Source organism: Polynucleobacter sp. JS-JIR-II-50 (genome assembly GCF_018687895.1).
GTDB lineage: Bacteria > Pseudomonadota > Gammaproteobacteria > Burkholderiales > Burkholderiaceae > Polynucleobacter.
Genome location: NZ_CP061307.1, coordinates 921904 through 947918 on the forward strand (window position 1 = coordinate 921904; position 26015 = coordinate 947918).

At 42.3% G+C, this 26015-nt stretch carries 24 protein-coding genes; 16 read left to right on the forward strand and 8 right to left on the reverse strand.

What is annotated here, in order from left to right; all coding sequences use genetic code 11:
• Positions 1-160 precede the first annotated feature (160 nt).
• The 4 genes from FD963_RS04865 to FD963_RS04880 are packed head-to-tail and all read left to right on the forward strand — an operon-like array spanning position 161 to position 5527.
• Positions 161-1750 carry a DEAD/DEAH box helicase gene (locus FD963_RS04865; RefSeq protein ID WP_215363531.1) on the forward strand — a complete coding sequence of 530 codons (1590 nt, stop codon included), beginning with the start codon at positions 161-163 and terminating at the stop codon, positions 1748-1750.
• Positions 1747-3615, forward strand: coding sequence for an ATP-binding protein (locus FD963_RS04870; protein WP_215363533.1), 1869 nt, complete (start codon positions 1747-1749; stop codon positions 3613-3615). The genes FD963_RS04865 and FD963_RS04870 overlap by 4 nt, the downstream gene beginning before the upstream one ends.
• A 6-nt stretch (positions 3616-3621) precedes the next feature.
• Positions 3622-4575 carry a hypothetical protein gene (locus FD963_RS04875; protein ID WP_215363535.1) on the forward strand — a complete coding sequence of 318 codons (954 nt, stop codon included), beginning with the start codon at positions 3622-3624 and terminating at the stop codon, positions 4573-4575.
• The gene (locus FD963_RS04880; protein WP_215363537.1) at positions 4562-5527 is read left to right on the forward strand and encodes a hypothetical protein; all 966 of its coding nucleotides are present in this window, start codon (positions 4562-4564) and stop codon (positions 5525-5527) included. The genes FD963_RS04875 and FD963_RS04880 overlap by 14 nt, the downstream gene beginning before the upstream one ends.
• Before the next feature lies 1 nt (position 5528).
• Here the strand turns inward: FD963_RS04880 and FD963_RS04885 are convergent, their stop codons facing one another.
• The 5 genes from FD963_RS04885 to FD963_RS04905 all read right to left on the reverse strand — a co-directional run bounded on the left by FD963_RS04885 (position 5529) and on the right by FD963_RS04905 (position 11361).
• Positions 5529-6365, reverse strand: a complete 837-nt coding sequence (locus FD963_RS04885; protein WP_215363540.1) for a phosphoadenosine phosphosulfate reductase family protein — start codon at positions 6363-6365, stop codon at positions 5529-5531.
• A gap of 7 nt (positions 6366-6372) precedes the next feature.
• Positions 6373-9684 (reverse strand): ATP-binding protein, encoded by a 3312-nt coding sequence (locus tag FD963_RS04890; protein ID WP_215363542.1) that lies wholly within the window; start codon positions 9682-9684, stop codon positions 6373-6375.
• Positions 9677-10579 carry a DUF4007 family protein gene (locus tag FD963_RS04895; protein WP_215340690.1) on the reverse strand — a complete coding sequence of 301 codons (903 nt, stop codon included), beginning with the start codon at positions 10577-10579 and terminating at the stop codon, positions 9677-9679. Before FD963_RS04895 ends, FD963_RS04890 begins: the two co-directional genes overlap by 8 nt.
• A gap of 160 nt (positions 10580-10739) precedes the next feature.
• Positions 10740-11084 carry a hypothetical protein gene (locus tag FD963_RS04900; RefSeq protein WP_215363544.1) on the reverse strand — a complete coding sequence of 115 codons (345 nt, stop codon included), beginning with the start codon at positions 11082-11084 and terminating at the stop codon, positions 10740-10742.
• A 76-nt stretch (positions 11085-11160) separates the two neighbouring features.
• Positions 11161-11361, reverse strand: a complete 201-nt coding sequence (locus tag FD963_RS04905; RefSeq protein ID WP_071465682.1) for an AlpA family transcriptional regulator — start codon at positions 11359-11361, stop codon at positions 11161-11163.
• A 549-nt stretch (positions 11362-11910) separates the two neighbouring features.
• Between FD963_RS04905 and FD963_RS04910 the strand changes: the two genes are divergently transcribed.
• From FD963_RS04910 to FD963_RS04945, 8 genes are all read left to right on the forward strand, one after another.
• Positions 11911-12792, forward strand: coding sequence for a YdaU family protein (locus FD963_RS04910; RefSeq protein WP_215363546.1), 882 nt, complete (start codon positions 11911-11913; stop codon positions 12790-12792).
• The gene (locus tag FD963_RS04915; protein ID WP_215363549.1) at positions 12782-13021 is read left to right on the forward strand and encodes a hypothetical protein; all 240 of its coding nucleotides are present in this window, start codon (positions 12782-12784) and stop codon (positions 13019-13021) included. The genes FD963_RS04910 and FD963_RS04915 overlap by 11 nt, the downstream gene beginning before the upstream one ends.
• The gene (locus tag FD963_RS04920) at positions 13018-13422 is read left to right on the forward strand and encodes a hypothetical protein (protein ID WP_215363552.1); all 405 of its coding nucleotides are present in this window, start codon (positions 13018-13020) and stop codon (positions 13420-13422) included. The genes FD963_RS04915 and FD963_RS04920 overlap by 4 nt, the downstream gene beginning before the upstream one ends.
• A gap of 15 nt (positions 13423-13437) precedes the next feature.
• A complete protein-coding gene (locus FD963_RS04925) occupies positions 13438-14745 on the forward strand; it encodes a terminase family protein (protein ID WP_215363555.1) in 1308 nt (435 codons plus the stop codon).
• A gap of 109 nt (positions 14746-14854) precedes the next feature.
• On the forward strand, positions 14855-15328 hold the full coding sequence (locus tag FD963_RS04930) for a hypothetical protein (RefSeq protein WP_215363557.1): 474 nt from the start codon (positions 14855-14857) through the stop codon (positions 15326-15328).
• Positions 15329-15369: 41 nt separating this feature from the next.
• Entirely contained in the window at positions 15370-17430 is a 2061-nt protein-coding gene (locus FD963_RS04935) for an RNA-directed DNA polymerase (protein WP_215363559.1), read from the forward strand.
• A gap of 54 nt (positions 17431-17484) precedes the next feature.
• Positions 17485-19419, forward strand: coding sequence for a hypothetical protein (locus FD963_RS04940; protein WP_251367326.1), 1935 nt, complete (start codon positions 17485-17487; stop codon positions 19417-19419).
• Entirely contained in the window at positions 19394-20701 is a 1308-nt protein-coding gene (locus FD963_RS04945; RefSeq protein WP_215363561.1) for a hypothetical protein, read from the forward strand. Before FD963_RS04940 ends, FD963_RS04945 begins: the two co-directional genes overlap by 26 nt.
• A gap of 1 nt (position 20702) precedes the next feature.
• Here the strand turns inward: FD963_RS04945 and FD963_RS04950 are convergent, their stop codons facing one another.
• Complete coding sequence (locus FD963_RS04950; protein ID WP_251367327.1) at positions 20703-21287, reverse strand: mobile mystery protein B; 585 nt, start codon at positions 21285-21287, stop codon at positions 20703-20705.
• Positions 21287-21745, reverse strand: coding sequence for a mobile mystery protein A (locus tag FD963_RS04955; protein ID WP_215363565.1), 459 nt, complete (start codon positions 21743-21745; stop codon positions 21287-21289). Before FD963_RS04955 ends, FD963_RS04950 begins: the two co-directional genes overlap by 1 nt.
• Positions 21746-22209: 464 nt before the next feature.
• Here FD963_RS04955 and FD963_RS04960 point away from each other — a divergent pair, with 464 nt between their 5' ends.
• From FD963_RS04960 to FD963_RS04975, 4 genes are all read left to right on the forward strand, one after another.
• Positions 22210-23256: a phage major capsid protein gene (locus tag FD963_RS04960; RefSeq protein ID WP_215363567.1), complete on the forward strand. Its 1047-nt coding sequence runs from the start codon at positions 22210-22212 to the stop codon at positions 23254-23256.
• Between the two features lie 11 nt (positions 23257-23267).
• Positions 23268-23654, forward strand: a complete 387-nt coding sequence (locus tag FD963_RS04965; protein WP_215363569.1) for a hypothetical protein — start codon at positions 23268-23270, stop codon at positions 23652-23654.
• A 174-nt stretch (positions 23655-23828) separates the two neighbouring features.
• Entirely contained in the window at positions 23829-24365 is a 537-nt protein-coding gene (locus tag FD963_RS04970) for a hypothetical protein (RefSeq protein ID WP_215314970.1), read from the forward strand.
• Entirely contained in the window at positions 24362-24703 is a 342-nt protein-coding gene (locus tag FD963_RS04975; protein ID WP_215314971.1) for a M15 family metallopeptidase, read from the forward strand. Before FD963_RS04970 ends, FD963_RS04975 begins: the two co-directional genes overlap by 4 nt.
• On the opposite strand, the gene FD963_RS04980 is transcribed toward FD963_RS04975, so the two are convergent.
• On the reverse strand, positions 24660-25988 hold the full coding sequence (locus FD963_RS04980) for a site-specific integrase (RefSeq protein ID WP_215314972.1): 1329 nt from the start codon (positions 25986-25988) through the stop codon (positions 24660-24662). The genes FD963_RS04975 and FD963_RS04980 overlap by 44 nt on opposite strands.
• Positions 25989-26015: the final 27 nt, after the last annotated feature.

Sequence of the window (26015 nt, forward strand, 5' to 3'; positions counted from 1 at the left end):
TATTAAACCCGTTTAATATTTAGATTAATAAGAAGTAAGGCGTTTATATTAGCCTTATAAATTCAATTAATGCCGGAATGACGAGAATAAGTTGATTGCGAAATTAAAAAGCGAGCAAAGGTAAGTGGAAAAAATACTGAATTTATTACATAGACTTTCAATGACCGATCTCGAGGAAATGGCTGGTCCTACTATTATTCGTGCCGTAAGATCTGCGTATGAAGTCGATAGCACTCGCGAGTTAGCTCGATTGGTTTTAGATAGATATGGAACCAATCTATTGCAAGAGCAGAAGTTGAGAGTTGCCCTAATAAGTAGAATGACACCAGCAGAGGCAAAAAGGGCCTGCGAGTATCTGAATTTGGAATTAAAAAATACTGGCGACAATACCGAAAGTTATAGATTGCTTGAGTCGAGATTTGGAGGTCCGTATACAGAAAGAAAATCCTCTGAATTTGTTGAAGTATTTAACTTACCTGAAGAATTTAAATACAAAAGAGAGATTGATCAAAGGGAGGCGAAGATGTTTATCTCGTCATCTTATGGTCAGCAACTATCTTCTAAGGGGGTACTGCACCCTTATCAGTTAAGCTTAAAGGACTCAATTGGTAGGCAGATATACGAAGGTAAGAACAGATTGCTGGCACAAATGCCTACTGGTGCCGGCAAAACAATGACAGCACTAGAGTTGGTAGTTGATTTTTTAAGATCTCACAAGTTTAATGGTTACATAGTGTGGATTGTTGACTCAAATGAGCTGGCAGACCAAGCTTTGGTAGCATTTAACAATTTATGGCTATTGAGAGGGGATAGAGGCATTCATTCTTATAGATATTTTAATAATTTTGAAAGTGATTTTCAAACTTCAAGCCCTGGAATTGTTTTTACTAGCTTTTCAAAATGTTGGGCAGCTGTTGGCTCGAATAATAAATCTGATGCCGATAATTTTAAAGAGCTATGCAAGAGAACTAGTTTGGTAATTGTGGATGAGGCTCATACTTCAGTGGCCACAACTTATTCTGCTTTAATAAATCACTTAATTTCATACAATGCAGTTCTTTTAGGTTTGACAGCTACTCCTTCCCGCAATGGAGATGTTTTTGAAACCTCCCAATTAAGGGGGATATATGGCTCAAACATAGTTGAAATGCTCGATGAAGAAGGTGGCAAGATCGAGAATCCAATTCAATATCTTCAGGAAAGTGAATATCTTGCCACAATTACCTATGAACAATTAGACTCATATGCAGAAATTGGTGGCATAAAAGAAAATGAAGCATGTAAAGTTTTAGCAGAAAATTCTGATCGAAATAGCATCATTCTTAAGCAAATTGAGCGCGCAATATCTATTAATGATTCAACAATTGTGTTTGCTTGCACTGTAGATCACGTTATTGCGCTTGTAGCATTATGTAGGTCTCGTAATTTGGATGTTGATTTTATAATCGGCGAAGTCCCTCAAAGCAAACGTATCGAAATATTTGAACGTTTTAAAAGTGGACAATTAAAGGTAATAATAAATCACGAGTTGCTATCTACTGGTGTTGATCTTCCGAATGTAAATAGGTTAATAATTACTAGACCGATAGGCTCACCAATTCTATATAGTCAGATTATTGGAAGGGCCTTAAGGGGTCCTAAAAATGGCGGAAATAGAAATAATACAATTGTTAATATTAAAGATAATGACAGTATGTATCCAGAAATAAATTTGCTGTATCAATTTTTTACTAATCAATTTAGGCAATGATGAAAACCTACGTAAGCGCTAGAGCTTTTAGCTCACAAAGAAAATCAGGCTTTAAAAATACCTCATATGCATTAGCTGAGCTGGTTGATAACGCTTTTGATGCAGAGGCCGATGAGGTCAGAATTATATTTTTGGAAAAGAATATTAATGGTAGGCCTAGGGTCGATAAAATTATCGTCGCTGACAATGGCAAGGGGATGAATAAGGAGTTGCTAGAGGATTGCCTCATTCTTGGTGAGTCTGGAGTCACTGAGATGCAGGAGATATTGCGCACTAAGCGAATTGGTAAATTCGGTTATGGTCTTCCAAATGCATCAATTAGTCAATGTAAGGTAACTGAAGTTTATTCATGGGTTCCAGGCGGCAATAAATTTTTTCAACACCTAGATTTAGACGGTATTAAAAATTCACAAAGTATAGAGGTGCCTCCAGCTGTGGAAAAGGCTCTGCCTGCATACATTCAATCGATGCTCGGAAAAAGGGAAATGGCATCTGGAACGGTTATTGTATGGAATGATTGCGATTTAATCTCATATGCCCGCGCATCAACATTAATAAATCACTCAGAAAAGATTTTAGGACGTATTTATCGTTATTTGATTAATGATAAAAAGAAGAAAATAATTTTATCGGCGTTTAGCTATAACGAAACAGATAGAAAATATACTGCTCAGGATAAAGATATTGTTGTTAGACCTGAGGATCCGCTGTTTTTAATGAGCAATACGACCGCTGCTGAAGTGCTTTTTGCTGCAGCGAACAGTGGCGAAATCTCTGCTCCGTTTTTCAAGCCATATTCAGTTTCAGAAAAGGAGAATAAGCCAACGAGCTACAAGCTAGATGAACATTGCGCTGTGCACACTTTTAAATACTTAGATCAGGTGTATAGATTTAAATTAACTACATCAGTGGCATTCCCAGCTATTCAAAAACCAGGAATTCGAAATGGTGGAGACACTAAAGTTGGTAATTTATATCGTCAAAAGGAAACGTTAGGCAACATTTACTTTGTTCGCGCTGGTCGTGAGGTTGATGTTGGAAGTTTCGGCGATTTTTATAGGAGAGCGCAACCAAATCATCGTTTTTGGACTATAGAAGTCGAGTTTGAGCCAGACATGGATGAATTACTTGGCGTCCTAAATAACAAACAGCACGTAGCATTTCATCAGGTTCGTGAAGCTGAAATCTATGATGAGAATTATGCCTCCCCCGTTGAGGCGCAAAACGCATTATTTTTCAAATTGTCTCAGGAGATAACAACTGCTTCTAAGGCCGCAATAAGCCGCATTAATAAGCAGGCTGCTGAGTTCGACAATATAAATAAGCCTGGTATCGACGCCCCTACTATTCCTGTGGGAACTCCAACTACTACTACAACAGTTCTAATATCCGAAGGTCAAAGAACCCAAAGCTTGCCCAAGGAGGAGAAGGATCAGCTAGTTGAAAAGCTACATAAAACCTATCCTCAACTTGAATTAGTTGATATTGAGAAGTCGGTGATTAGCTTGGACGAGTCGGCAGCTAGGGCTTGCATTATTTACGTCCCCTCGGTTTCCGAACAGTTATGGAACTACACAAAAATTTGGGATTTTCACGTTATTGAAATCAATACAAATCATTTGTTCTATAAGAAAATTATTGCACCACTACAACAATATAACGATGATGGTTCGCTTACGGCTATTGAATTATTTATTATCGCCTCCGTGATTGAAGAGGAAAATACAATTCAAAATGATGCTAAAAAACGAGCCATTGAAAATCATAGACTTTCTGTAGCAATTAAGCTCAAAGAGTTTATGAATGATCTTACAGATTCATTTTCGATAAAGCATACCGAAGTCGATGATAGTGATGATGATTAGATTTATATGAAGTCGTCATTCTTTTTTCTTAAGTATAAAAAGATCCTCGCTCCATTTGAGATTTTGAAGAAGTCTACGGATATAGGCTGGAAATGTCGTAAATATGTTAAGTGGGGAGAGGTTCATTACAGCTCTGCTAGTAAGGAAATTCTTAAAAAGTCAGGAGATGAGCTAATTGAAGAATCTAGCCTTAATTTCAAAAGCTATGAAGAGCTGAGTGGAATATTTACGAGAGTACAAAGCTGGGCTAGAAACAAAGACAATCCCGAATACGATTTACTACCCGAGGTTTTGCCTGAATACGAAAAATTACAACGTGCTATTGTTGCGGGATCAAAGAGGCCGGGTCTAGTCGATCAAATTATTATAAATAATAAGTTCTTAATTGATGATGTGCCAGTAAAGAAAAGATGGAACTTGTTTTGTGCCCTTGAAATACAAAGCTACTTTAAGTCAAATAGACGTTTCACTGAATTATTATCAGGAATTCTAGGTAATGATGAAGGTAGTCATGATGGCGATGTATCTCGATCTATCTCTTTGTCTTCTGCCTTAATTAGAGAGGTATTAGGTCTTTACTGCCTTAGTGAGAGTGAAATAAAAAAGACTGATACTAAGTTGATTGAATTTTTTCTAGAGTGCCTCGATCTCCCTTCTCATCCCGAAAATGAAGATAGATCAAATATAGAGTTTATTGCTAAAAAAACTAATGTATTAATTGAGCAGGCAGAGTTAGACAGGTCAATCTTTGTTAGGTTTGACTATGTTGAGGGTCAACTAATTATTAAGCAAAATATCCTCCATAGGGTTTTCTATGAAGATTCGCCTGAACTTTCAATTTATAAAAATGAATCATTTTGGCTTATGACTGGCGAAGCTCTGCTATCCCATCTCGGCAAGATAGAAATTATCCAAGCTTTTTTTACTTCACTAGGCTTGAAATTAAGTGACAGAACATAATTATTTCTTCGAAGGTAGGCTGATCACCGGGTCTGAATCCTTGAGTTGGATTAAGAATGCTCTCTCCTGCCTTAATGGAGAGGCATCAATCTGTAGTGCTTATATAAAAATCCCAATACTTAAGGAAATTGGACTCAATACAAAATCATCTGATATTAGATTTTTGGCAAGATGGGATCTCAACGACTTAGTTGGAGGCGCATCTGATATTGAGTGCTATAAATTTGCAAAAGAGCGCGGATGGGAGTTCTACATAAACCCCAGGCTTCATGCAAAAATATTTTACCTGCCACCCTCAGGTATTTTAAGTGGTAGCGCTAACGCAACAAGCTCTGGATTGGGTCTCTCGTCCCATTCAAATCGAGAAGCTTCAACCGTAGTTGCAATTAATGATCACAATATAGAGTTTATTAATAGTTTATTTTCAGATTCTATCTTGATGACGGACGAGCTTTATATTAGGCTTGTCGATGCTTACAATTCAGTTGATAAAACTAAAACATATGTGCAATGGCCCGATCCTATTCTAAAAGAACTCATTCCTAAGCTCAGTCTTGATACTAAGTTTATGATTTCGGAGTGCCTACTTTCAAATGGTGAAGAGATTCTTAATCATGGAAAATCAAATTCTGCAGAAAGTATTCATGATTTAAGTGTTCTTGCGGTACCGCTGAATTGTTTTGATAAGGAATATATCTATAAGAGGTTTATTTATTCAAAACTATTTCTATGGATCAATACTTTACTTGATAAATATGATGGCGAAATCTACTTTGGTACTTTAACTCAAGAGCTCCATAACGCACTTATTGAAAATCCCATGCCATACCGCTCCGAAGTGAAGGATATGGTTAAAAATATATACTCTTGGATAAAATTAATTGGGCCCGATCAAACTCGCATTCTATATGATCGCCCCAATGTTTCTGAAAGATTGCGTCTAATGAAATAGATTACTTGTGGCAAACGTTACAGGAATTATTACCTTCATCGCAATCATATAAATCGTCAATATCCACTAGATTAGCTCTCAAAGGATTTGCAAATTTTTCCTTTCGAGCCTCATTTCTAGCTACACGTTTATCAAAATCTTCCCGTATCTGCTGAACACGCTCTGGTCGCTCTAGCATTGATAGGGGCTCACCTTGGGTCCACGTGAATGGAGAGCCGTGGTCTTCAGCACTTTTCTCGAGTGCTTTAGCCTCCTCAAAGGCTTCTGGATGTCTTTCCTTTAAGCGGACCCACTCAATTTTCTGTTGAAAAAAGCAGAAAGTGCAGCCACTCCGTGAGCGCCATTCGTAATACTTTGGTAAGCCCATTCCTGAGGCCTCAAGTAAATCAAATACACCTTGTTTATCGATGCCATCTTCCCTAAATGGGTACTTTACTTTTAGGAATTGGTTATTTGGGTTGTAGCCTTCACGATAATCTTCGTCAGCTCTGATTGCGACGTAGCTATGAACCGTAACGCCGGCTTTAACCCATTGATTTACCCAGTTCCTGAATGGTTCTAGTTTTAATTTTTGGGTGCACCACCTAGTTTGGGCTGAAGGCAGGAAGTGATTAAATTCTCTCAGCCAGAATTTGAAGTTCCTGTGCGGATTTAGGCGGGTAATAGGCTTACCAAGGAATCCTTCAAGCATTGTCAAAAATTCATGCACTTCAGGTAGCTCCTCGCCGGTATCGGTGAAGAAGTACTCGATATCAAGTTCAGGATAGTGTTGCGCCATATAAATGGCTAGGGCAGCACTATCTTTTCCTCCGGATATACCTAAAACATGCTTTTCCATATCAGCCTTATGTGTTGATTGTTTCAGAACATGCTTGCGCAAAGGTTGCGAGGATCTCGTCTTTGCTTAAACCTTTTTTCTTGAGATCTTTTAATATTTCCTGTGAGAGTTCCTTTAGTTTGGGAATCTTTTCAGTTGAAATATCGAAACTGTCAGATATTGTTTGGTTTTTTGGGTCAGCATAAACAAAAGAAAACGAATTTCGTTTTGAGTTTTTATCTCTTAATGAGCTAAGGGACTCAATTTTTCTGAATGTATTGCAGATGATGCCAAGGGCATTAATGGCAGCCTCCTGGTCTCTGTCTACCCAATCCTTTGGATTTTTATTAATAGTTGTAGAGAGAAGACCCTCTAACCCTTCGTCATCACCCTTATAAACTGAGAGTCTAGCCACAAAAGCATCAACTCCAAAATCTCCTGATATCCCCTTAATAGTTTCTGCCCGATCATTTAGCTTTCCAATTTCGCCTTGATGATCCAAGGCTTTATTCAGAATTCCTCTAAATTTAGAGAGCATCTGCGGATATGCATTCTGTAATTCTTTAGTAAGAGATGAGATGACCTCAACTAAATCTAAGTCATTTTTAGGATTCAGAAGGCTTGGAAGATCTGAGAATAGAACTTTATGAGGGTCATTTGCTTTAAGCATTGCCATTCTCAGTTTTTGAGCATCTGCCGAAACCGTATTGGTTCGTTTTGTCCAGCCAGGCAGTGTTGCTACTAAGTTCACTAAGCCCCGTGCGGATTCAAGAGGGCTTGCAATAACTTGTTTACCAAGGCTTTTCTCAAGTGATGCGCTGAGTGATTTGAGTAATACTTCTCGCTCTTTGCCGATTTCGACAAACTTGAAGGCTACGCGATTAGCATCTTGCATCCACTCATCAAGGTAAGCTTCCGTTAAATCGGGAATAAATGTATTTTCTATATAAAGACCTAGATGCTGCCTATTTGCCAAGAAATAAATTAGCGCAAAAATAGGGAGGACACCTTTTTTGGCTCCAATAGGAGGGGCCTGCCATACCTCATAAAGCTTTGCTAGAGATACTGACTCCTTATTTCCCTTGAAGAGTTTGTCTGCAGCTTTCCAAAGCGGGGAAAAGTAGCTCCTAAATCCAGACTTTGAGTCTTGGGTTGAGAATGTGTAAGAGCCATCAACCCATTGATAGAGTTGATTTGCTTCAATAATGGAGTAGTAAAGTCCCGCATCCGATGAAAACCCTTCGTAGCCAAGTCTTGGCACGCCATAGTTCCCTAACATCCTATACATAAGCTCTTTACGAGCTTTTACAGAATTACCTGATATAGATTCATGATTAACCAGTTCATTCTGAATGTATGGTGTAGAAGGGTAGGTTTCGTCAGCTAGCTTACTGGCGATTGCCGATAGGGTGCTGCGTGTAGATCGATTAATTTCAACGCCATCCTGATACCAATCAGCCTTATCAAAAGAGCTCTTTAACTCTTCGCTTAATTCAGATTTAACTGCTGCAACTCTGCTATTAATTTCTTTTCTTGCTACGGCATCACCATCAAGCTCACGCCTTGTCTTTTGAACGCGCTCAAGAGCGGCAAGCTCCATACCTAACTCATATACCTTTCCAGAATTTGGCGCATAGCCAATAACTACTGGAGAGTTTTTTGCATTTTCAGACAGGGTCTTAACTAAGTTCTTATTTTGTTTGGCGCTATAGTCTGAGCTCGGAGCCAACAGAATAAATTCACCTGCTGAACCAGGCTTGGCTGAAAAGTTTCCAAGGTAATTCTCGGCAGATGCTATTTCAATAAGCGCCCTCGAAAACCATCTTAGGCTGCCGGTTAGGTGATAGTGCCTCTTGGCGACAATTGGATTGAGTTCGGATAATTCTATTAACTGCTTGATGTTGATTTCACCGAGCTCGCTTCTGGCTTCGTTCAGCGCAGAGTCGATGTCAAAGTCACTTCCTGAATAAATAGCCCAAGAATTTAAATGCTTTCTAAATACAAGAATCGACCAGCTAGCTAAATCTTTAAGCGCAGAACTAATTTCTTTGGTTGAGGCATTCTCAATACAGGTTTCCAGAATCACATCTTCAGCGGCAAGGCCAGAACCGCTCCTAAACATCTCAATCAGAGCAATGGTTTTGGCTAGTTGAAGATGAATTTGAGTGCAACCAGGTCTTGATTCTGCGCGCTCGATAGCATCTTTAGCGGCTGCCCATCTGTGGCCATCTGATGAAGCAAGGATAGCTTGCTCCATGTTTGCGGAAAGATAGTCCCAGTATCTTGCGGGCCCATAAAGAGCTAATTCATCATCTGGCATTAACTTCAAAAAGTCTGCAAACCCCAAGGGCTCGGCCGAAGCTAGAAATCCAAAAACACTGCGTTCATTCTGGCTAAACCTTTTTCGAGAGATAGGACCTAATAATGCAGCGGTAACTGGATGGAGCGGCCAGCAATTAATAAAAGAGGTTTTGATATTTGCAGGTGCGTTTGGTCTGCGCTTAATAATTGCATTTGCAACACTGTCTGCAAACTTATCAAAAACCTTTGAAGCCTTTGGTGGGTTTTTCTTGTTTATTGCTCTTCCAACAAGCTCAATAACCTCATCAGTGCCTGCAACTAGAGGGATATCAATATAGCGGCCTTGAATTTTTGCCCACTCATCCCGCGCCTCTCTACCAAGTCTTGTTGCATATTGCTCAAAAGCTTGATGAAGTATCCCGACGATAACTAACTTACCATCGCATCTACTTGCTGCTTCAGCTAACTCTTGGTAGAAGTAAATATCCTCACCAGTTTGTGCGGCTGATTCAAGAAATTTTCCAAGCTCATCGATGATTAAAAGGACGCCATCCTTTTTCCTGTTTGTGGCCTCTGTAGTTAGCCGCAAAATAACATCTGCTGCTTTTGATTTTCTGCTAGTAGTCCCTAATGCCTTATCTAATGCTTTGGATATTGCTGAGACAACACTATCTCGTTTGCCAACGACAGGCAGTACTAACCAGCCATCCTTGCTTGAGCCAAATGCCATTTCAATGTCATCGCCAGCCTCAATCTTTAATAGTTTTTTAGCTTCAGTTTTGAGTTCTTTGATTGGGGAAACTAGGGAGCCTAAAACAAGTGCTAGTGAAGACTTGCCGCCACCATAGGGGCCTGTCCATGTAAAAGCTTTCTGTCTTGATTGGTTGAGATGGTGAGCCATGTTTTTAACAAGACTCTTGGCCGTATCTTGACAGATGTAGCCTTGTAATGCATCAGTTCTACCTAAGTCAGCTTCGAGATTGACCGAGCGTAAAAATTGCCTGGAAATTGTTACGTTGGAATTTAATTTATCAGTCATATGCATTTTCCAGCAACTTATCTTTTTTAACTTGACCTTTAATAACTTGGCGCATGCCTGCAGTATCTGACCATGTAAGTTGATTTTTTGTTATTTCACCCAATGCCTGCACTCTATCTGCAACGCTTGATTCATCAAGCTTAAATACTCTTCCAGGGGATCCGTATTCATGCGCAATTGCCTCGAAAGAGAGTGTTGTTGTATCGGGGGAGTATCTATCCCAAAAGTCGACTAAGCACCAAGCAAAAAGGCTATCGCTTAATGTTTGTTTTGCACCCCTTTTGAATTCAAATTGACCACGTCCAATTTGCTGAATTAAGGCAAGCTCTCCTAAAACTGTGTCTGAGATTTCCTCAGGGGAGTCGCCTGCTACGCGGGGGACATAGCTTCTTAAGCAGCACTCGATATCTCGCTTTAGTGTTGCACTAGCAACTTTATACTTCCTATCATTTGCAAAATTTTGTAAATGATTAATTAGATGCTCAGTATCAAGCGTAGGTTCAATGACGTAATTAAATAACCATTTCCATGTTGTTGAGCGATCACCTTCGCCTGCTAGTTTCCAATGTATTAGCCAAGCAGTTGAGGGGTGCTCTTGGTAGGGGTCTAGGCCACCATCTCCAAAGAGGGAATCTCCGAGAGGCGTCGTTTTGTAGCCTACCTCAGAATTCTCTTCAATAATTCCTGTTGCTAGAGCCCAATGTCTTATTGATGAGACCATGTTTTTCCCCACCCCGAAATTGCTAATAGCTTTTTCATCGGAAAATAAGCTTTTACTTTCTTTGGGATTTTTGGTCTCTGAATCTTTAACTCCTAAGTAGGCTTTTCTTAGCCAAAGTTGCCTTAGGGGAAAGGTCTCATGACCTGAAAATTGGAATTTTTCTGTTTTACTCATAGCGCCCTGGATGAAGTCTCCAGTCAAGTATATCAACTGGAGAACTCCTCCAGTGAGCCACTACTAATCTAATGGTGTTTTATTAAAATATAAATAAATACATAATAAAAACAATGAGTTATGAGAATTGAGCTTCTAAAATTTGAGTTAATTTGATTTCTCATTGACTGTGGCCGTAGAGTACGGCGCTTAACGGCAACCTATTTCCTGCCGCCAACTCACTACATCTATTAGCTAGGTATGCGTATAGATCAAAAGTTGCAATATTTTCGACCCCATTGATAAATGGCACATCTCCAAAATTCAGATAGTAGTTAACTAAAGATTGGGCATCTAGCTCAAACCCACGTTTTTGGTCTAGGGCTTTATCAACAATTTGCTTGCAGGCATCTACCGCCTCCGAATGACTGGAAAATTCCCCGATTTTTGCCCAAGGACTTGCCTCTAAAGGACCTTTATCACTGTAAACCTCTACTACATACTTTTTAGCTGTCTCAATTTGCATTGTTATCTCCTAAGTTATTGAGAATAAGAAATTAGTAGCTCATGTAATGAGCTTACCCTTAGGAGATGCCCATTTTTCAATTGGTGGATTGCTTTGTCCTTTCTCGGATAAAGGTCTGAACCTGCTCAATAGTCCAAAAAGAGGATCTTCCAATTTTGATCGGTTTAGGGAACTCACCTTTCTGAACCATAAGCCAAAACTTAGATTTTGAAATTGGCATGACTTCCAGAATCTGGGGAATTCTCATTAAGGTTACTTCTGAATTTGAATTACTCATGACGACCTCCTTGACGGGCGCGCTTCATATTTTTCCGATAAACCTGTAAAGCCATTTTTGCTGAACTCATCTTCGTGTAACCGTATGAACGGTACAAACTGTAAAGCCGAATTGCTACCATCAAATTGTTCTCCATCTTGTCATGTTATGTATGAATATGTGTGCTACTGAAGAGCAATGTAGTCAATGAAATTTTGATGGTCAATCAAAAGTCAATACCCATCTTCCGAACACAAATTATTTTTGGCTTACAAAAAAATATTTATTCATATAAGTGCTATAAGTCAATCCAGTAAAGGGCTACAGCCTTGTCAGTAATTTCCGATGGCATCAGGAGAGTGGTGGACATATATAGATCAATTAACACTTCAAAAGAATTAATAAAGCATCTCGAATTTCTTAAAGAAGGATTACAGCGAATTAGTAGATAAATAAATTCAAAATAAATTCAGAAAAAACACGTTTGACGATACGCTTTCCGATTGTTAGATTCATCTCTTGCATTAAATAATTTATGCCAGAAAAAGAACGCTACGGAGACTGTTTTAAATGAATTACTACGAGCATCACATTGGGGATTACGCGGAAGCAACTGCCCATCTCACCTTTATCGAGGACGCCACCTATAGTCGCCTGATCAGAAAGTACTACGCTACAGAGAAACCACTTCCCATGGATGTGAAGTTTGTCCAAAGATTGATCAATGCCAGATCTAAGGAGGAAAAAAATGCAGTGATCTCAGTTCTCAATGAATTTTTTAATCTAACTGATGATGGCTGGCGACAAGAGCGCTGCGACCATGAAATAGCAAGGTTCAAGGATCGCCAAATTAAAGCCAGACGGAGCGCGGAAGGTCGCTGGCAGTCGTCATCAGCAGAGCAAATACTGTCTGACAGTACGACCATTTCCGTATGCGATCGCAATGCGAACGCATTGCCAACGCAATGCTCACCAAACACCATACACCAGTCACCAATCACCAATCTCCATACTCCAGACAAACAAAACAATGGGGCTGAAAAGAAAAATGTTGGTAGGAGCGACCAAACCTCAGTTCAGATAATTAAACTTTTTGCGAAGGAGGGCATCAATATTCCTCTTGATGATGGGCGCATCAAAGAGATGATTGGCATGGATATTTCAGAAAAGGAGATAGCCGATGCCATCTTGCAAGCCAAAGAGACGAGAAGACGTGCATCAAGTTCAACACCCATCAATGTAGGTTTTGTCTTGGCCATTCTCAAAGGCATGCGAAGAAAGAGTCAAGCCAATGATCTAGGTGAAGATATCTGGTGGAAAAGTAATGAAGGGATAGACGTCAAAGGAAGGGAGCTAGGCATGCGAGCTCAGGGTTCAGAAAGCTATGACGCATTTAAAACCAGAATCTTCGCTGAGCTTCGCAAGCGCGAGGAGGTATCCAATGCAAGCTAAGCAAGTAAGCCAAGCTATGGTTGGCATCATTCATCGCCAAGATATGGAAGACTTTCCCATAGGTTCAGTTGTGAAGACTCCCAGTGGGCGTATAGGTACGGTGGTAAAGCATAGGGGTGCCCAAAGCCGATTTGATCTTTTCCAAAGAATCATCATTGAGTTTGAAGACCCCATCGGTGATTCAGTAGCTTTGCAACCTCATCTTCTCACCCTCATCAAGTTGCCATGATTGAAAACAATCAAAAGAAATCAAAAGGTGGGGCTAGACCTGGAGCAGGGCGAAAGACTGGCAGCTTAACTAAGCGGACCCGTCAGATAGCCGAAGCAGTAGCAACTCAGGGGATTACTCCGTTAGAAGTCATGATGAAGGTAATGCATCAGCTATATGAGCATGCTGGCAACGTTCGTGAGGAGGATCTCGGTGAAAAAGAGTCAGCAAGTGAGGCTCGAATTAAGCTGCTAAACATGGCCGCCACTGTTGGAAGGCATGCGGCTCCTTATGTGCATCCACGCCTATCTGCAATTGAGCATACGGGCAAAGATGGTGCCCCGTTGCAAAGCGGCGTGCTGGTTGTACCCAGCGCCATGAGTGTCGAGGACTGGGAGAGATCCGCTCAGCCAAAACACTAACGCATTAAAAAGCTAATGAAAACCGTCTGGGCACCATTGCCTGGTAGTCAGACTTTGTTTCTGACATGTCCCGTGTATGAGGTATTGCTCGAAGGGACCAGAGGAGGGGGTAAGACCGATACCTTACTCATGAGCTATGCCCAACACGTGGGTAGAGGCTTTGGCGACCATTGGCGCGGAACACTCTTTCGCCTGACTTATCCCCAATTGTCTGATGTAGTAGCCAAGAGTAAACGCTGGTTCTATCAAATCTTCCCGGGTGCCAAGTTCAATGAATCAGACTACGTCTGGAAATGGCCCACAGGAGAGATGCTGTACTTTCGGTATGGTGCTAACGAGGACGACTACTGGAATTACCATGGCCATGAATACCCTTGGCTAGGGTTTGAAGAATTAACGAACTGGCGCAATCTGTCTTTCTACGAAGCAATGCATTCCACCTGTAGGTCATCACACCCTGGCATGCCAAGGATGGTGAGGGCAACATGCAATCCATTTGGAGTGGGACATGCGTCTGTAAAGGAAAGATTCCAGATTGGATCTATCCCGGCGGGACAAATCATCAAGCAAGAGGGCGCACTACCAAGAGTGCGAATACATTCCACCATTTATGAGAACACCCATCTTCTAAAAAATGACCCTAACTACCTCATGAGCCTAGAGTCGCTAAGCGATCCAAACAGGCGTAGAGCATGGTTAGAGGGGGATTGGGATATCCACGTGGGAAGTTTCTTGGAAGGCGTATGGCAGCCCTCTAAACACGTCATTGAGCCATTTGCCATTCCGCCGACATGGAAGGTATGGCGTTCAATGGATTGGGGATATGCAAGACCATATGCAGTTTATTGGTTTGCCTTATCCAACGATGGAGTCTATTACCTATGGAGAGAGCTCTATGGATACGGCGACAAAGAAAACACGGGTACAAGGGAAGACGCCACCGTAGTAGCAGAGAAGATCAAGAAGATCGAGGTGCACGATCAACGCCTTGGATACGAATACCGGATGAACCTAGCTGACCCATCTATCTTCTCGAAAATAGGAGCAGAGCGATCCATTGGGCAGATCTTTAGAGATAAAGGGGTGAAATGGACTGAAGCCTATAACGCCCCTAGAAGCAGAGTAAATGGTGCCCAAGAAATCATCCGACTTCTGGCTGAAGACAGACTCAAGATCTTCTCAACCTGTAAGCACTGGCTAAGGACTATTCCCCAGTTACCGCCAGACTCATTAAACCCAGAAGACGTAGATACCGATGCGGAAGATCATGCTTGGGACGCAACGAGGTATGGGGTGATGCGGGCCAGGCATTCTGGAGGCTGACCCAAGTAATGTAAATATTGTTTATATAGATATTTTTTCGTTGCGCCAGCTTAAATTGATAAGATGATCCTATAAATAACCGTGGTTTATAAAAAGTTACCCATTGCCAATGAAAAATACAAATTCTTTTGATGAGTTGATTAGTCTCCTTAGGGAGAATGTTGGAAAAGCATACAACCAAGACTCCATGGAAAGTTTTGAGACTCATATACAAGAATTGATTATTTCTGATACGAAAAAAATTGCCAATAGGATTTCATTGCTATTTGCGTATTGGTCAAATATTGAGTATCTATTTGGCGCTAACACTGAGGCGTCCTGGGAGAATTCTCCAGAAATAATTTTGCTCAAAGAATATAAATTTTCAATTACAAATGAGCTAGCGCTACTATGTCCAGAAGTGATATCAAGAGATATCGGAAGGCAATATAGAGTTGAAACTCAAGATCAGTTCAATCTAATGATTCAAATACTTGAAAAAGTAGATATTCTCACAAGGGAAGAGAGGAGATCTGATAGTGAAGCAGCAATTTTTTTACTAGAAATGATTGCATCTCACGTTTTTCAAATTCCACGCAATTAATTTCTAAATCCTGCTATAGAGCTCTTGCTTGATAGGAATCTATGCCATTTCCAAAATACGTAGGGAAACTCGAGAATCTTCAGCGGGCATGGCAGTGGATTAGGTCGAATCCAGATAGATTTTATAAGTCACACTTTCGCGAAGTTTATTCAGCATACGCAACGGCTGATGGAGAGCTTTTAAAGAATCTGAAAAATCGACTCGATAGAAACATATATACCCCATCAGACTCCTGCAAATTATTTCTACCTAAGCCCTCTGGAATCCTAAGACCATATACATTGTTATGCGTTGAGGATCAGATTGTTTACCAAGCTATGGCTAATATAGTGGCAGAAAAGTTATACCCAATAGTTAAAGGTCGATATAACAAGCAGGTATTTGGTCATATGTATGCCGGTAAAGGTAATTTATGGTTTTATCAAAAATGGACAAATGGTTATGGGGCTTTTAATTCTGCCTCAAAGCGGGCTTTCGATTTAGGCTATGTTTGGACTGCTAGCTTCGATTTAACAGCTTTCTATGACAGCATTGATCACAATGTTCTAAGGTATATGTTGGGGAAGATTCATCTTGACAATGACTTTTCTGAATCCCTTACAAGGCTTTTAAATCAATGGACATCCACGGGCACCCCCATTTACCATCATCATGGAATACCTCAAGGGCCTCTTAGTTCTGGAATTATTTCTGAAGCAGTGCTTAATCATTTTGATGAAAATTTTTCCAGCAGGAATGACATCAAGTATTTAAGGTATGTCGATGACATTCGTTTATATGCAAAAAATGAGGATCATCTTAGATCTGCACTAGTTTGTTTAGACAGAATTAGTAAAGATATAGGCCTATTTCCTCAGTCAGGAAAAATTGATATCCACAGAGTGATAGATATAGATAAAGAGCTTAAGACAATAAGCATGCCATTTGAACTTTCAAGTTCCCCAGGCATCTTCAATCAAAGGGAAATTACATCGGAGATCTTGGCTCTTTCGCCAAGGCAGGGTGGCTACAAGGTTATAGATCCCACTAAATTCAAAATGCTCATTGCAATAAGTGGCCCATCATTGAGAGTATTAGATAGGGTATGGCGAGTTTTTGACTGCTCGCCAATCTATTACACGCAACTAGCAAATTACATGACGAAGTTTAAAAAACTACCTGATAAGTTTTCCAAAAAGCTGTTAGATCAGATCGTTCATCAAAATATATACCCATCCATTAGGGCATCATTTATATCTTGTGCATCTAGCCAACAGATGCCGACAAAGATTAGACAATTAAAGGGAATTTTAAAACCACTTTGGAGTCCTAAATTTAATGCTCCGGACCTTACTGCAGCACTGTGGAATGCTCTTCATCGCTTAGGACATATAACGGAAAGACAGGCAAACTACGCTCTTCTAAATGCTCATATTCCATGGGTAAAAATGCGATTATATTTTGGAACTCCATGGCTTGATATGGATGATAAAAGGCGTAATAGATTGCTTAATGCTGGAATGAGGAACAAAAACTCAGACGTAGCGATTTCATCCGCTTGGATTGCATCATTAATAGACTGCAAGATTGAAAGGCCCTTGAAAACAGTAAATCACCTTGCAAAAATAGTACTTCGTGAAAGTGGTCAGCTAAAGAGAGTAAATGCCAAGGTTTGTGGAATTGATTTAGCGATCAAGGAAATGGCAGGATTTTCTTCTGGGATAAATTGGAAGAAATTTTTTGGACGAAGATATCATCTGGCGGAATCCAAGTTGGTAGCATGTAAGGGTTACTTCAAAACAAATCCCACTGCATGGGTAAGTATGCTTGATGTATTTAATGATGTACTTATTGATGAGGTTATAAAAAAAGACGGTACCTTAGGGGCTAGAAAGTTAGGAAAATTTGGCCCCATCTATAGCAATGGTCTTCAACAAAAATATCCCTACTTATATCAATATATTGTTGCAGTTCACACAAAAAGAGGTGAAGGCGAGTTATCACATGCTGTTGTTGAAAAAACGCAAGCTCCAACCGGTCGTATTTCTTATAAATGGCTTCCAAAGGGGGTTAAGTTAATGAAGGCGGCTCTAGAAGAAATTCAGTTGGCTAATTTAAAATAATAAATTATTAATTTCTACATGAAGTGCCAATAGGCAGTCTATAAATATAGGGTGATGACCCAAGACTCCAAAGCTCTTCAACAAAAGTGGAATGCCCGCATCAAACATGCGCGCGCTCACTGGGCTACCTTTCATAAACGCGTAAAGCACAACCGCAATACGGTCGCCGGCTTCAATTGGAATGCCGATCCCGCTGGCAAGGAGTTTTACAGCCTCAGAGCTAACTTAATTCACGGAACTATCTCTGCAGTCTTGCCAAACGTCTATGCGCGTAACCCAGAGATCTCAATTACCCCAGCCCATGCGGGCGCCGATATCAAACTCTTTTGTAGCACCCTTGAGAAAGTAACTAATAGGGCGCTAGAGCATGCCCAACTCAAGAATCGAGCCAAGTCCACAGTCAGAGCTGCATTGACCTGTAGCTTTGGAATCCTAAAAGTGATGTACCAAAGGAGTGCCCATGAGGATGCATATATTCAGGGACGTATTAATGATACCCAAGAGAACTTACTGCATATAGAGGAGCTTGAGAGAGATCTCCAGGATAAAGATCAAGATGGTCAGCATGATGTTAAAAGGGCTGAGCTTGAAGAACTCATTCGATCACTCCAAGAACAATCCGAAGTGCAATCTGCAGAGGGTCTCGTTATCGATAGAGTCCTCACAGAAAACCTCCTGATTGACCCATCCATCTGTGAGTTCTGGGATTACACCGATGCAGACTGGATGTGCCAAGTCATTCCCATGAAGAGATCCCAGGCTGAAGCTCTGTATAAAAAGAATCTTGCCAATGCAAAGATCTACCAACCAGGACAAGGAGAACCATCGCATAAAAGGGCCAAGCGCTTGGCTTCAATGCAGTTAGATGCTGGGCCAGTAACTGATGATCAACAAATAGCTGTCCTAGAGATCTGGGATAGAACTACTCAGCGCGTATACACAATGGTGGAGGGTGCAACCGAATGGTTGCGCGAACCCTATTCGCCGCCAAGGGCGGGAGAGCGCTGGTATCCATTCTTTCTATTGCCGTATCAGGTAGTTGATGGTCAATTCGTTGGCCCAAGCCTTGTAGACCTCACTGAACGATTGCAGGGTGAGCATAACGAAGCTAGAGATCGATTCAACCAGCATCGGGATCTTTGTATTCCGGGATGGGTAGCCTCAGCCGATATTAATGAGAAGACCATTAAGAGGCATTCGGATTCTCGATTTGGCGAGATCACGATTGTGGATACAGAAGGCAAGCCTCTTAACCAAGTGATTATTCCTAGAGGTCACCCCAAGATAGATCCGATCGTCTATGACACCAGCGCAGTGCGCTATGACTGGGAGCAAGTCACAGGCTTGCAAGATGCAGCAAGGTCTACCGTAGTAAGACCTAAGACTGCTACTGAGGCAAACATTCTGCAAAGAGCCTTATCAGGGCGCGTATTTGAATTTAAAGACCAGATAGAGGATTGGCTACAAGAGATAGCGCAATACAGTGCTCAGGTTCTACTGCAAGAGCTTACCAAGGAACATGTAGAGCGCTATGTGGGCGCGCCAATCAACAAGACAACCATAGTAGATGGCCAAGCTATCACGACCAAAGAGAAAAGCTACGACTGGCCAGAGCTCACTAAAGAACGAATCTTTGACATGGTCGACCTGCGTATCCGAGCCGGCACGACTGGTTCTCCTGATGGCATTGAGGAGAAGGAGGGTTGGCTAAAAGTCTTACCAATGATCACCAGCCTGTCCATCCAAATGCAAAACCTGCAGGCAAGAGGGATGGATTACGAACATATCCGTAGCCTCCTACACGAGACTCTCTTGCGATATGACGATCGTATCGATTCAAATCTATTTATACCCAAGATTGAAAAGCAAGCCGATGGATATAAGGATATTTCAATGAATTGGCAATGGGAAATCGATAGGGAAAAACAAGGCAAACATCAACATTTAAAAGAGGAGACAGTAGATGACACAAGAAGTGAAAAACTTTAGCTCTGGAGTATTAACCAATGGAGGTTTAGTTCAGAAAGAGCAAGAGCGTGAAGCAAGGCGCCAGCAAGAGAAATTGCGCAAAGAAGCTGAAGAGAAGAGTGCAGCTGAAGCTGTTACCAGGCGCATAAAGGCAAGGGAAGAGCGCGCCTTAGAAAAAGCAGAGCAAGAAGCCCAAGCTAAGGCTAAACAATTAGTGGACGAAGAGCGGCGAAGAAAAGCTGATGAGAAGTCAGCTCAAGATGAAGTGGCACGACTTCAAGTGGTTGCTGCAAAGGAAGCGGCAAGATTAGAGAGGCAGAAAGACCTTGAGAGAAGACTTGCAGAAAAGGCGGCACTTCAGCAGCAAGAAGAAGCAAAGCGTAAGACTCAGCAAAAGTCTGCTGCCTTGCTCGATAGCTTAACCAAAGAGCCTGAGGCTGAAGAAGGTGAACCCACTCAAAAGCAAGAGGCTGAGGAGGAGAGCGCAGAACCTGTCTTTTCACCGGTTAAGGGTGAAGTGCTGGTGCCGGCTGAGATGCCTTCATTAACGTCTAATCCAGAACCGGAGCCAATTGCTGTCAGAGATATCAGCGAGTTATTGCCACCCCCTGTTGTGCTAACAGTTGAGGCTGAGTCGCAAGCTCCCATCCAGGTAGAAAGTGGCAAAGAGCTCATTGAAAGAGTCTTGAGTTCAACCGAGAAAGCACCCAAGGATCAAGTGGAGGAAACAGCACAACCCAATCGTAGCGAAAACCGATTTCAAAAGATGGCCAATACCAACCGCGATCTTGTCAAAGAGAATGATGTACTTAAGTCAAAGGTAGAAGACCTTTTAGATAAGTTACATAGCTACGAAATTGAAGGTGAGCTGGTAGGTAGCATGATGGATTCGGTAGATCGCAATAAGAAAGAGAAGTGGCACGAAAAGCCGGGACAGTCCTACCTAAATAAGGATCACTTCAGCATTGTTAAAGAGGCTAAGCAGGAAATGCTCAAGTACCTTTCTACAAGACAGGGCGAGATTGATCATGGCTATAAGTCTGAGCTTTTCGCTAAATATATGGATGACCCGTTTTACATGAATGTATTCGTGCAAAACCATGGCGTATTTGAATGGTGGCCAGTGATTGATTCGATTTACAACTCCATAGGCTTACCAAAACCAGACTGGTCTAAGGTAAAGGTTACGAGCCATGCGCCACAACCGATTAGAGCTAGAACAGCGACCTTGGGATCACCTGTTGCAAGCTCTGAACAACCCATGGATCGTATAGCCCAACACCTAGGCAATATGGGTATCTAGTCTATTGCCTAGCAAATAGCATTAAGGGCGCGATATCGCCTTTATCTGCGGCGCGTAGGGCTAGCAGGTAGTTTTGACGAGTAGTACCTGGGGTGGCGATTGAAGTATTGCCGCCCCAAGAAAATCTTTTACCACCAAGGCTGACAATCAGAGCATCAGCTATCAAGCGCGCATGACGACCATTGCCGTTTGGAAATGCATGAATCAACACCAACTGATGATGAAAGCGCACAACAATCTCATCAATGGACATTGTTTTATTTTCAATTTGATAGGCAGTGTTATCTAAAAGATTCTTGAGGGCAACGGCAATCTGAGTCCAATCAATGCCGATACTCTTGGCGCTCATTCTGAATGTGCCAGCCCACTGCCATGTTTGATTAAACATACGGCTATGCAATTCACGCACCAAGCCCTCATTCAAGTCTTGAATAATCTTTTGACGCGCAATCCAATCTGCACCTTCGACAATATTCATTTCTTCCCAAGCGTTTAAATCAGCTTGAGTGCTAATGTGTTTGGGGATAAGACCAAGAGCTTCATCCGGATCAATCGGAGTGGCTCCTGGCGCATATTCAAACTGCATCACCATAGATTCCTTCTAGGGCCGTCTAATATCTCTTTTGCCAGTAGTTGCAGTTGCTTTTCGCTGGCAGACTTGTCTACCGACTGATCCTCAAGACTCATCGAATGAGAAATAGGGCGCAGTCTTTCACGCGCAACTAAAGTAGCGCGATCTTCCAAGATTTCCTCTAAAGATTTGCGTGGCACGAGGGTGTATTGCAACTCGCAGTCTAAGGCGCTAGCCAATTTACGCAGGCTAGCTAAAGTGATCTTTTCATCAGCTTCAGCCTTTTCAAGCTTGGTAATACTGGCGGGTGTAACGCCTAGCTTGCGAGCCAATGCAGACGCTGACATGCCCAAAGATTCGCGAATAGCCTTAACCCAGCCACTACCTGGACGGGTTGGAGGGCGAACTTCCCTAAGCTTGGTAAGGACCAAGTCCATTTGATGGAGTTGTAAGTTGGCAAATTTCTTGTTCATATTGATACCTATGGGTATTAATTAATATGTCTAATTGTAACCTATAGGTATCAATTAATACAGTTATTTGATACCCATAAGTATCAAATAGCTATAAAAAGGAGGGTTTTTCGCTTAAATAACAACGTCATTCCGTCAAGGGCACCCCAACGGGGTGGCTTGCGAACCCTTGATGGCCACGACCAAAGAAACGCTCTTTTATGCCCCAGGTGGCGTAATGACACATTGGGCATAAAGACTCATAGCAAAATAATCAAGACACCCAACAAAAACTCCAGATATATCCAAAGCTCTGAACAACTACCCAAATAATGTATGTATGTAGCAACGGTTAACTACCAAGCTACTGATTCATCCCATGCGTTAAAGCTAGAGTCGCGCCTAGTAGCGTAGCAATGGATAGTTTCACGCACTATCAAACGGTATGAATCCAACTAATTCATAAATACAGATAGGGGTGGCATATGCCAATTTCAAATACAGACTTGCAAGAACTAGCTAAGGTTTCCTTAGATGAGTACTTGCGCAATCTACCGGTAGACCAAATCGCCGTAGAGAGGCCTTTCCTCAAAAAATTGATGCAGGGACGCAAGAGCCTATTAGGAGCCAAGCAGAATGTGGTTGAGAACATTCGTAAAGAGCATGGGAGTAACTTCACTTGGGCATTTGGAGAGGAGACGGTCAAGTTCAATAAACGGAATACCACTGAGCAAGCCTCTTTCCCTTGGCGTAGAGCGGTCGATGGCCTGTACATCGACTATGACCGACTCTTTAGTAATGGCATCAAAGTACGTGAGGGCGGGGCGCGTGGCTTCCAATTGGAACACAACGAGCGCGTACAACTCATTAACTTGCTTGATGAGCAACTGGAAGTGCTTAGAGAAGGCTTTCTCAATAAGTTAGATCTAGAACTGCATCGCGACGGCTCGCACGGCGCAGATGCGGTAGTCGGCTTAGATAGTCTAGTAAGCCTAGCGCCAGATGCAGGTACGGTAGGCGGTATTGATCGAGCCAAAGCAAGTTACTGGCGTAACTATGCAGTCAAAGATATCACCTCAACTGCACCAGGTAACTTAGTTGGAGAGATGGAGACTGCATGGCGTCAATGTATTAAACATGGCGGTAGTCCTGATTTCATCATCGCTGGGGGTAAGTTCATTGATACATATCGCAAACAGGTAACAGTGACACATATCGCTGGATCAGGTGAGACTAAGTACATCGATGCTGGCGTAGGTGCGGGCGTAAATACTGGCCTAGCCTTCAAAGGTGTAGAGATCATCTGGGATCCGCAGTTTGATGAGCTCGATGCCATGGCTAATAGAACAGTGGAGTGGAGTAAGCGCTGCTATTTCCTTAACACGCGCTTTATGAAGCTGCGTGATGACGATCTAGATATCGTTGCCCCAATTCGTCCGCATGACACGCTAGCCATGTACGCCATGGTGAACCTACGCTGTGCCTTATCCATCTCACGTGCAAATGCCCATGCGGTATTGGCTATTCAATAAAGGAAGCTCATATGACAAATAAAGAACTCATTCATAGTGACTTCCAAATTAAAGAGGTGGAAGCAGTCGTACGCAGGGACGCCTTCACAACCATCCATGTGCACGTGCCGCCGTATGAGACCAACATCCTTCGCAATCTCTTTGGGCGCGAGAACGTCACGGTGTTCGAGCGCCCATCAAAGACCACCATTACTCCAGAGCAGGAGTACGACCGTCTATGTGCCAAGTACGGTCATGAAGTTGTGGCAAAAGTCTTTGGTGAAGATGATGGTGATCGCCTAATGGAAATAGTGGAGGGGCTTATGGCTGAAGGAAGGCTCTCGGTTCAAGAGCAAACTTTAGAAAAGGCTCATGAGCCAGAGGCAACGCCAGAAAGCAGAGGAGCCAAGAAACGCTAGCAGTAGGGAAGATCACCGCTAGCGGCCGGTGTTTGGGTGCGGCTGTGGGTGTTGAAGTAACGATGGTGTGTGGGCGCGCGTAACTGCGCCCCACTGCCAACACCAAAGAAAGGCCTAGGCGGTAGTGGGGCGGTGGACTTCCATATTCCAAGCATCAAATAAAGAACCTATTACATGCTTCCAATCATTACCTCTCTAGTGCAAACCTTGGCCGTCAATGGCCTTGGTCTGCTTGCGGGTGCAGTTCAGGCTAAAGGCAAGGAATTTATTGAGAGCAAGATTGGAGCGCGTATTCCGGACAACCCTAGCCAGGAAGATCTCATTAAGCTCAAGCAGTTAGAGATCGAGCAAGAACAGCTCCTTTTGGAATACACGCTCAAGCAAAAGGAGCTGGAGATAGAGGAATCCAAGCTTCTAGCGGAGATGCATCGTGCATCACAAGAGAATGTCACACAGCGCTGGCAATCCGATATGGGTAGCGATTCAAAGTTATCAAAGAACATCAGGCCAGGAACGCTGGTTTACATACTGACTGCCTATCTTTTATTCGCACTTCTTTCGGCAATGGGTATAGACATTAATGAGGCTTATGTAAAGCTTCTAGGTGAGTGGGGGCAGCTAGTCATGCTGGCTTACTTTGGCGGAAGATCAGTAGAGAAGATCTTTGAGATGCGCATGAACGGACCCAGAAACAAGGAGCAGTGTGAATGAGTGGTTTGGTTCTTGAGCAAGCTGCATTCTTGATCGATGTAAGTCGTCTTATTCAGTTTGCAACAGCAGAAGGATGGGTCATTACTGGTGGTGAACTCTGGAGGTCAGCAGAGCAACAGGAGATCTACTTTAAAAGTGGGAGATCAAAGACCATGAATAGCAATCACTTGAGGCGCTGCGCTATTGATTTGAACTTCTTCTGGAATGGAAAGCTAGTCTGGGATAAAGAATTGATCCGTACGGTAGGTGAATATTGGGAAAGCCTGAGCTCAAAGAATAGATGGGGCGGAAACTTTAAAGGGTTTGTAGATGTTCCTCACTTTGAGAGAGTTGCTTAATACTGTTATCAATATAGTTAATCCAATCTGCCATTAGAGATGCGCGCTTATCTAATTGATCCTGTCTTCTATATGCAGCTTCAGCCTTATTCTGTATCGTATGCGCCAAAGCTAGCTCGACAGTCTCATTTGAGTATTCCGTAGTCTCAGCCGCCCAGTCTCGGAATGTAGATCTAAAGCCATGCGGAACGAAGTCTGCGTACTTAGGCATCTTTCTCATCATTGCAAGTAGAGCCATATTTGATAGAGCGCGCTCCTTATGCAGAGAGCTAGGGAATAAATAGGAGTTCACTCTGATTGTCTTCAAATGCTCGAGGATTTCTATAGCCCTGGTATTTAGCGGTACCCGATGCTCCTTGCCGGCTTTCATTCGTTCAGCGGGAATAGTCCAAACCTTAGCCTCTAAATCAAATTCACTCCAATTAGCCTCGATGACTTCACCGGTACGAGTAGCCGTAAGAATTAATAACTCCAAAGCGAAGGCAGAGTAGCCTGTATGACTTCGTAAGTCGCTTATGAATTCACCAATTCTTTGAAACGGTAGAGCAGGGTGGTGAGCCACCTTCTTGATCTTGTTAGCTTTAGGCAGTAGATGGCATAGAGCGCCTTGATAGCGAGCAGGATTGTCACCACTAATGTATTTATGGGCCTTACACCAATCCAGAATCACTTCAATACGCTGACGAACCCTTGTCGCAGTTTCGGTCCTGACTTTCCAAAATGAGCCCTCGACTACACCATTCTTCTTTTTGATCTCTTGCTCAAGCAACTTAACGATATGAGCGGTAGTAATCTGATCAACTCTCATTTTTCCAATGATTGGTAGAGCGTAGGTGTTAATGGTGCTTACCCATTGGTCTTTATGCTTTGAGTTCGACCATTCGGCTTGCTTAGTTTTGATGCACTTATCTGCAGCCTCCTTAAAGGTGATGGAATTCTGATGAGATTCTTTTACGCCTAGTTTCTTTGCATGGCGTTGCTCGATAGGGTCAACCCCCTCAAAAATAGTTCTCCTGAGGTCCAAAGACTTTTGTCTGGCATTGGCTAACGAACAAATTTCCACGGACCCAAGCCCCATTGCTCGTCTTTTGCCACTAACTGGACTGGTAAACCTATAGAGCCAACTTCGGGAAGGTTCGTCAGAGCCTGCGAATACTCTCAAGTACAAACCCCTTGTTTCTGGGTCGGCATACCATCCAGGTTGGTGAATAGCGAGAATCCCTCTGGCTGTAAATCTGGTGAGTTTTAGCCCTTTTGTTTCTCCTCCGCCATTACTTATGCCCATAATTTGCTTACCATCCCGCTTACCAGT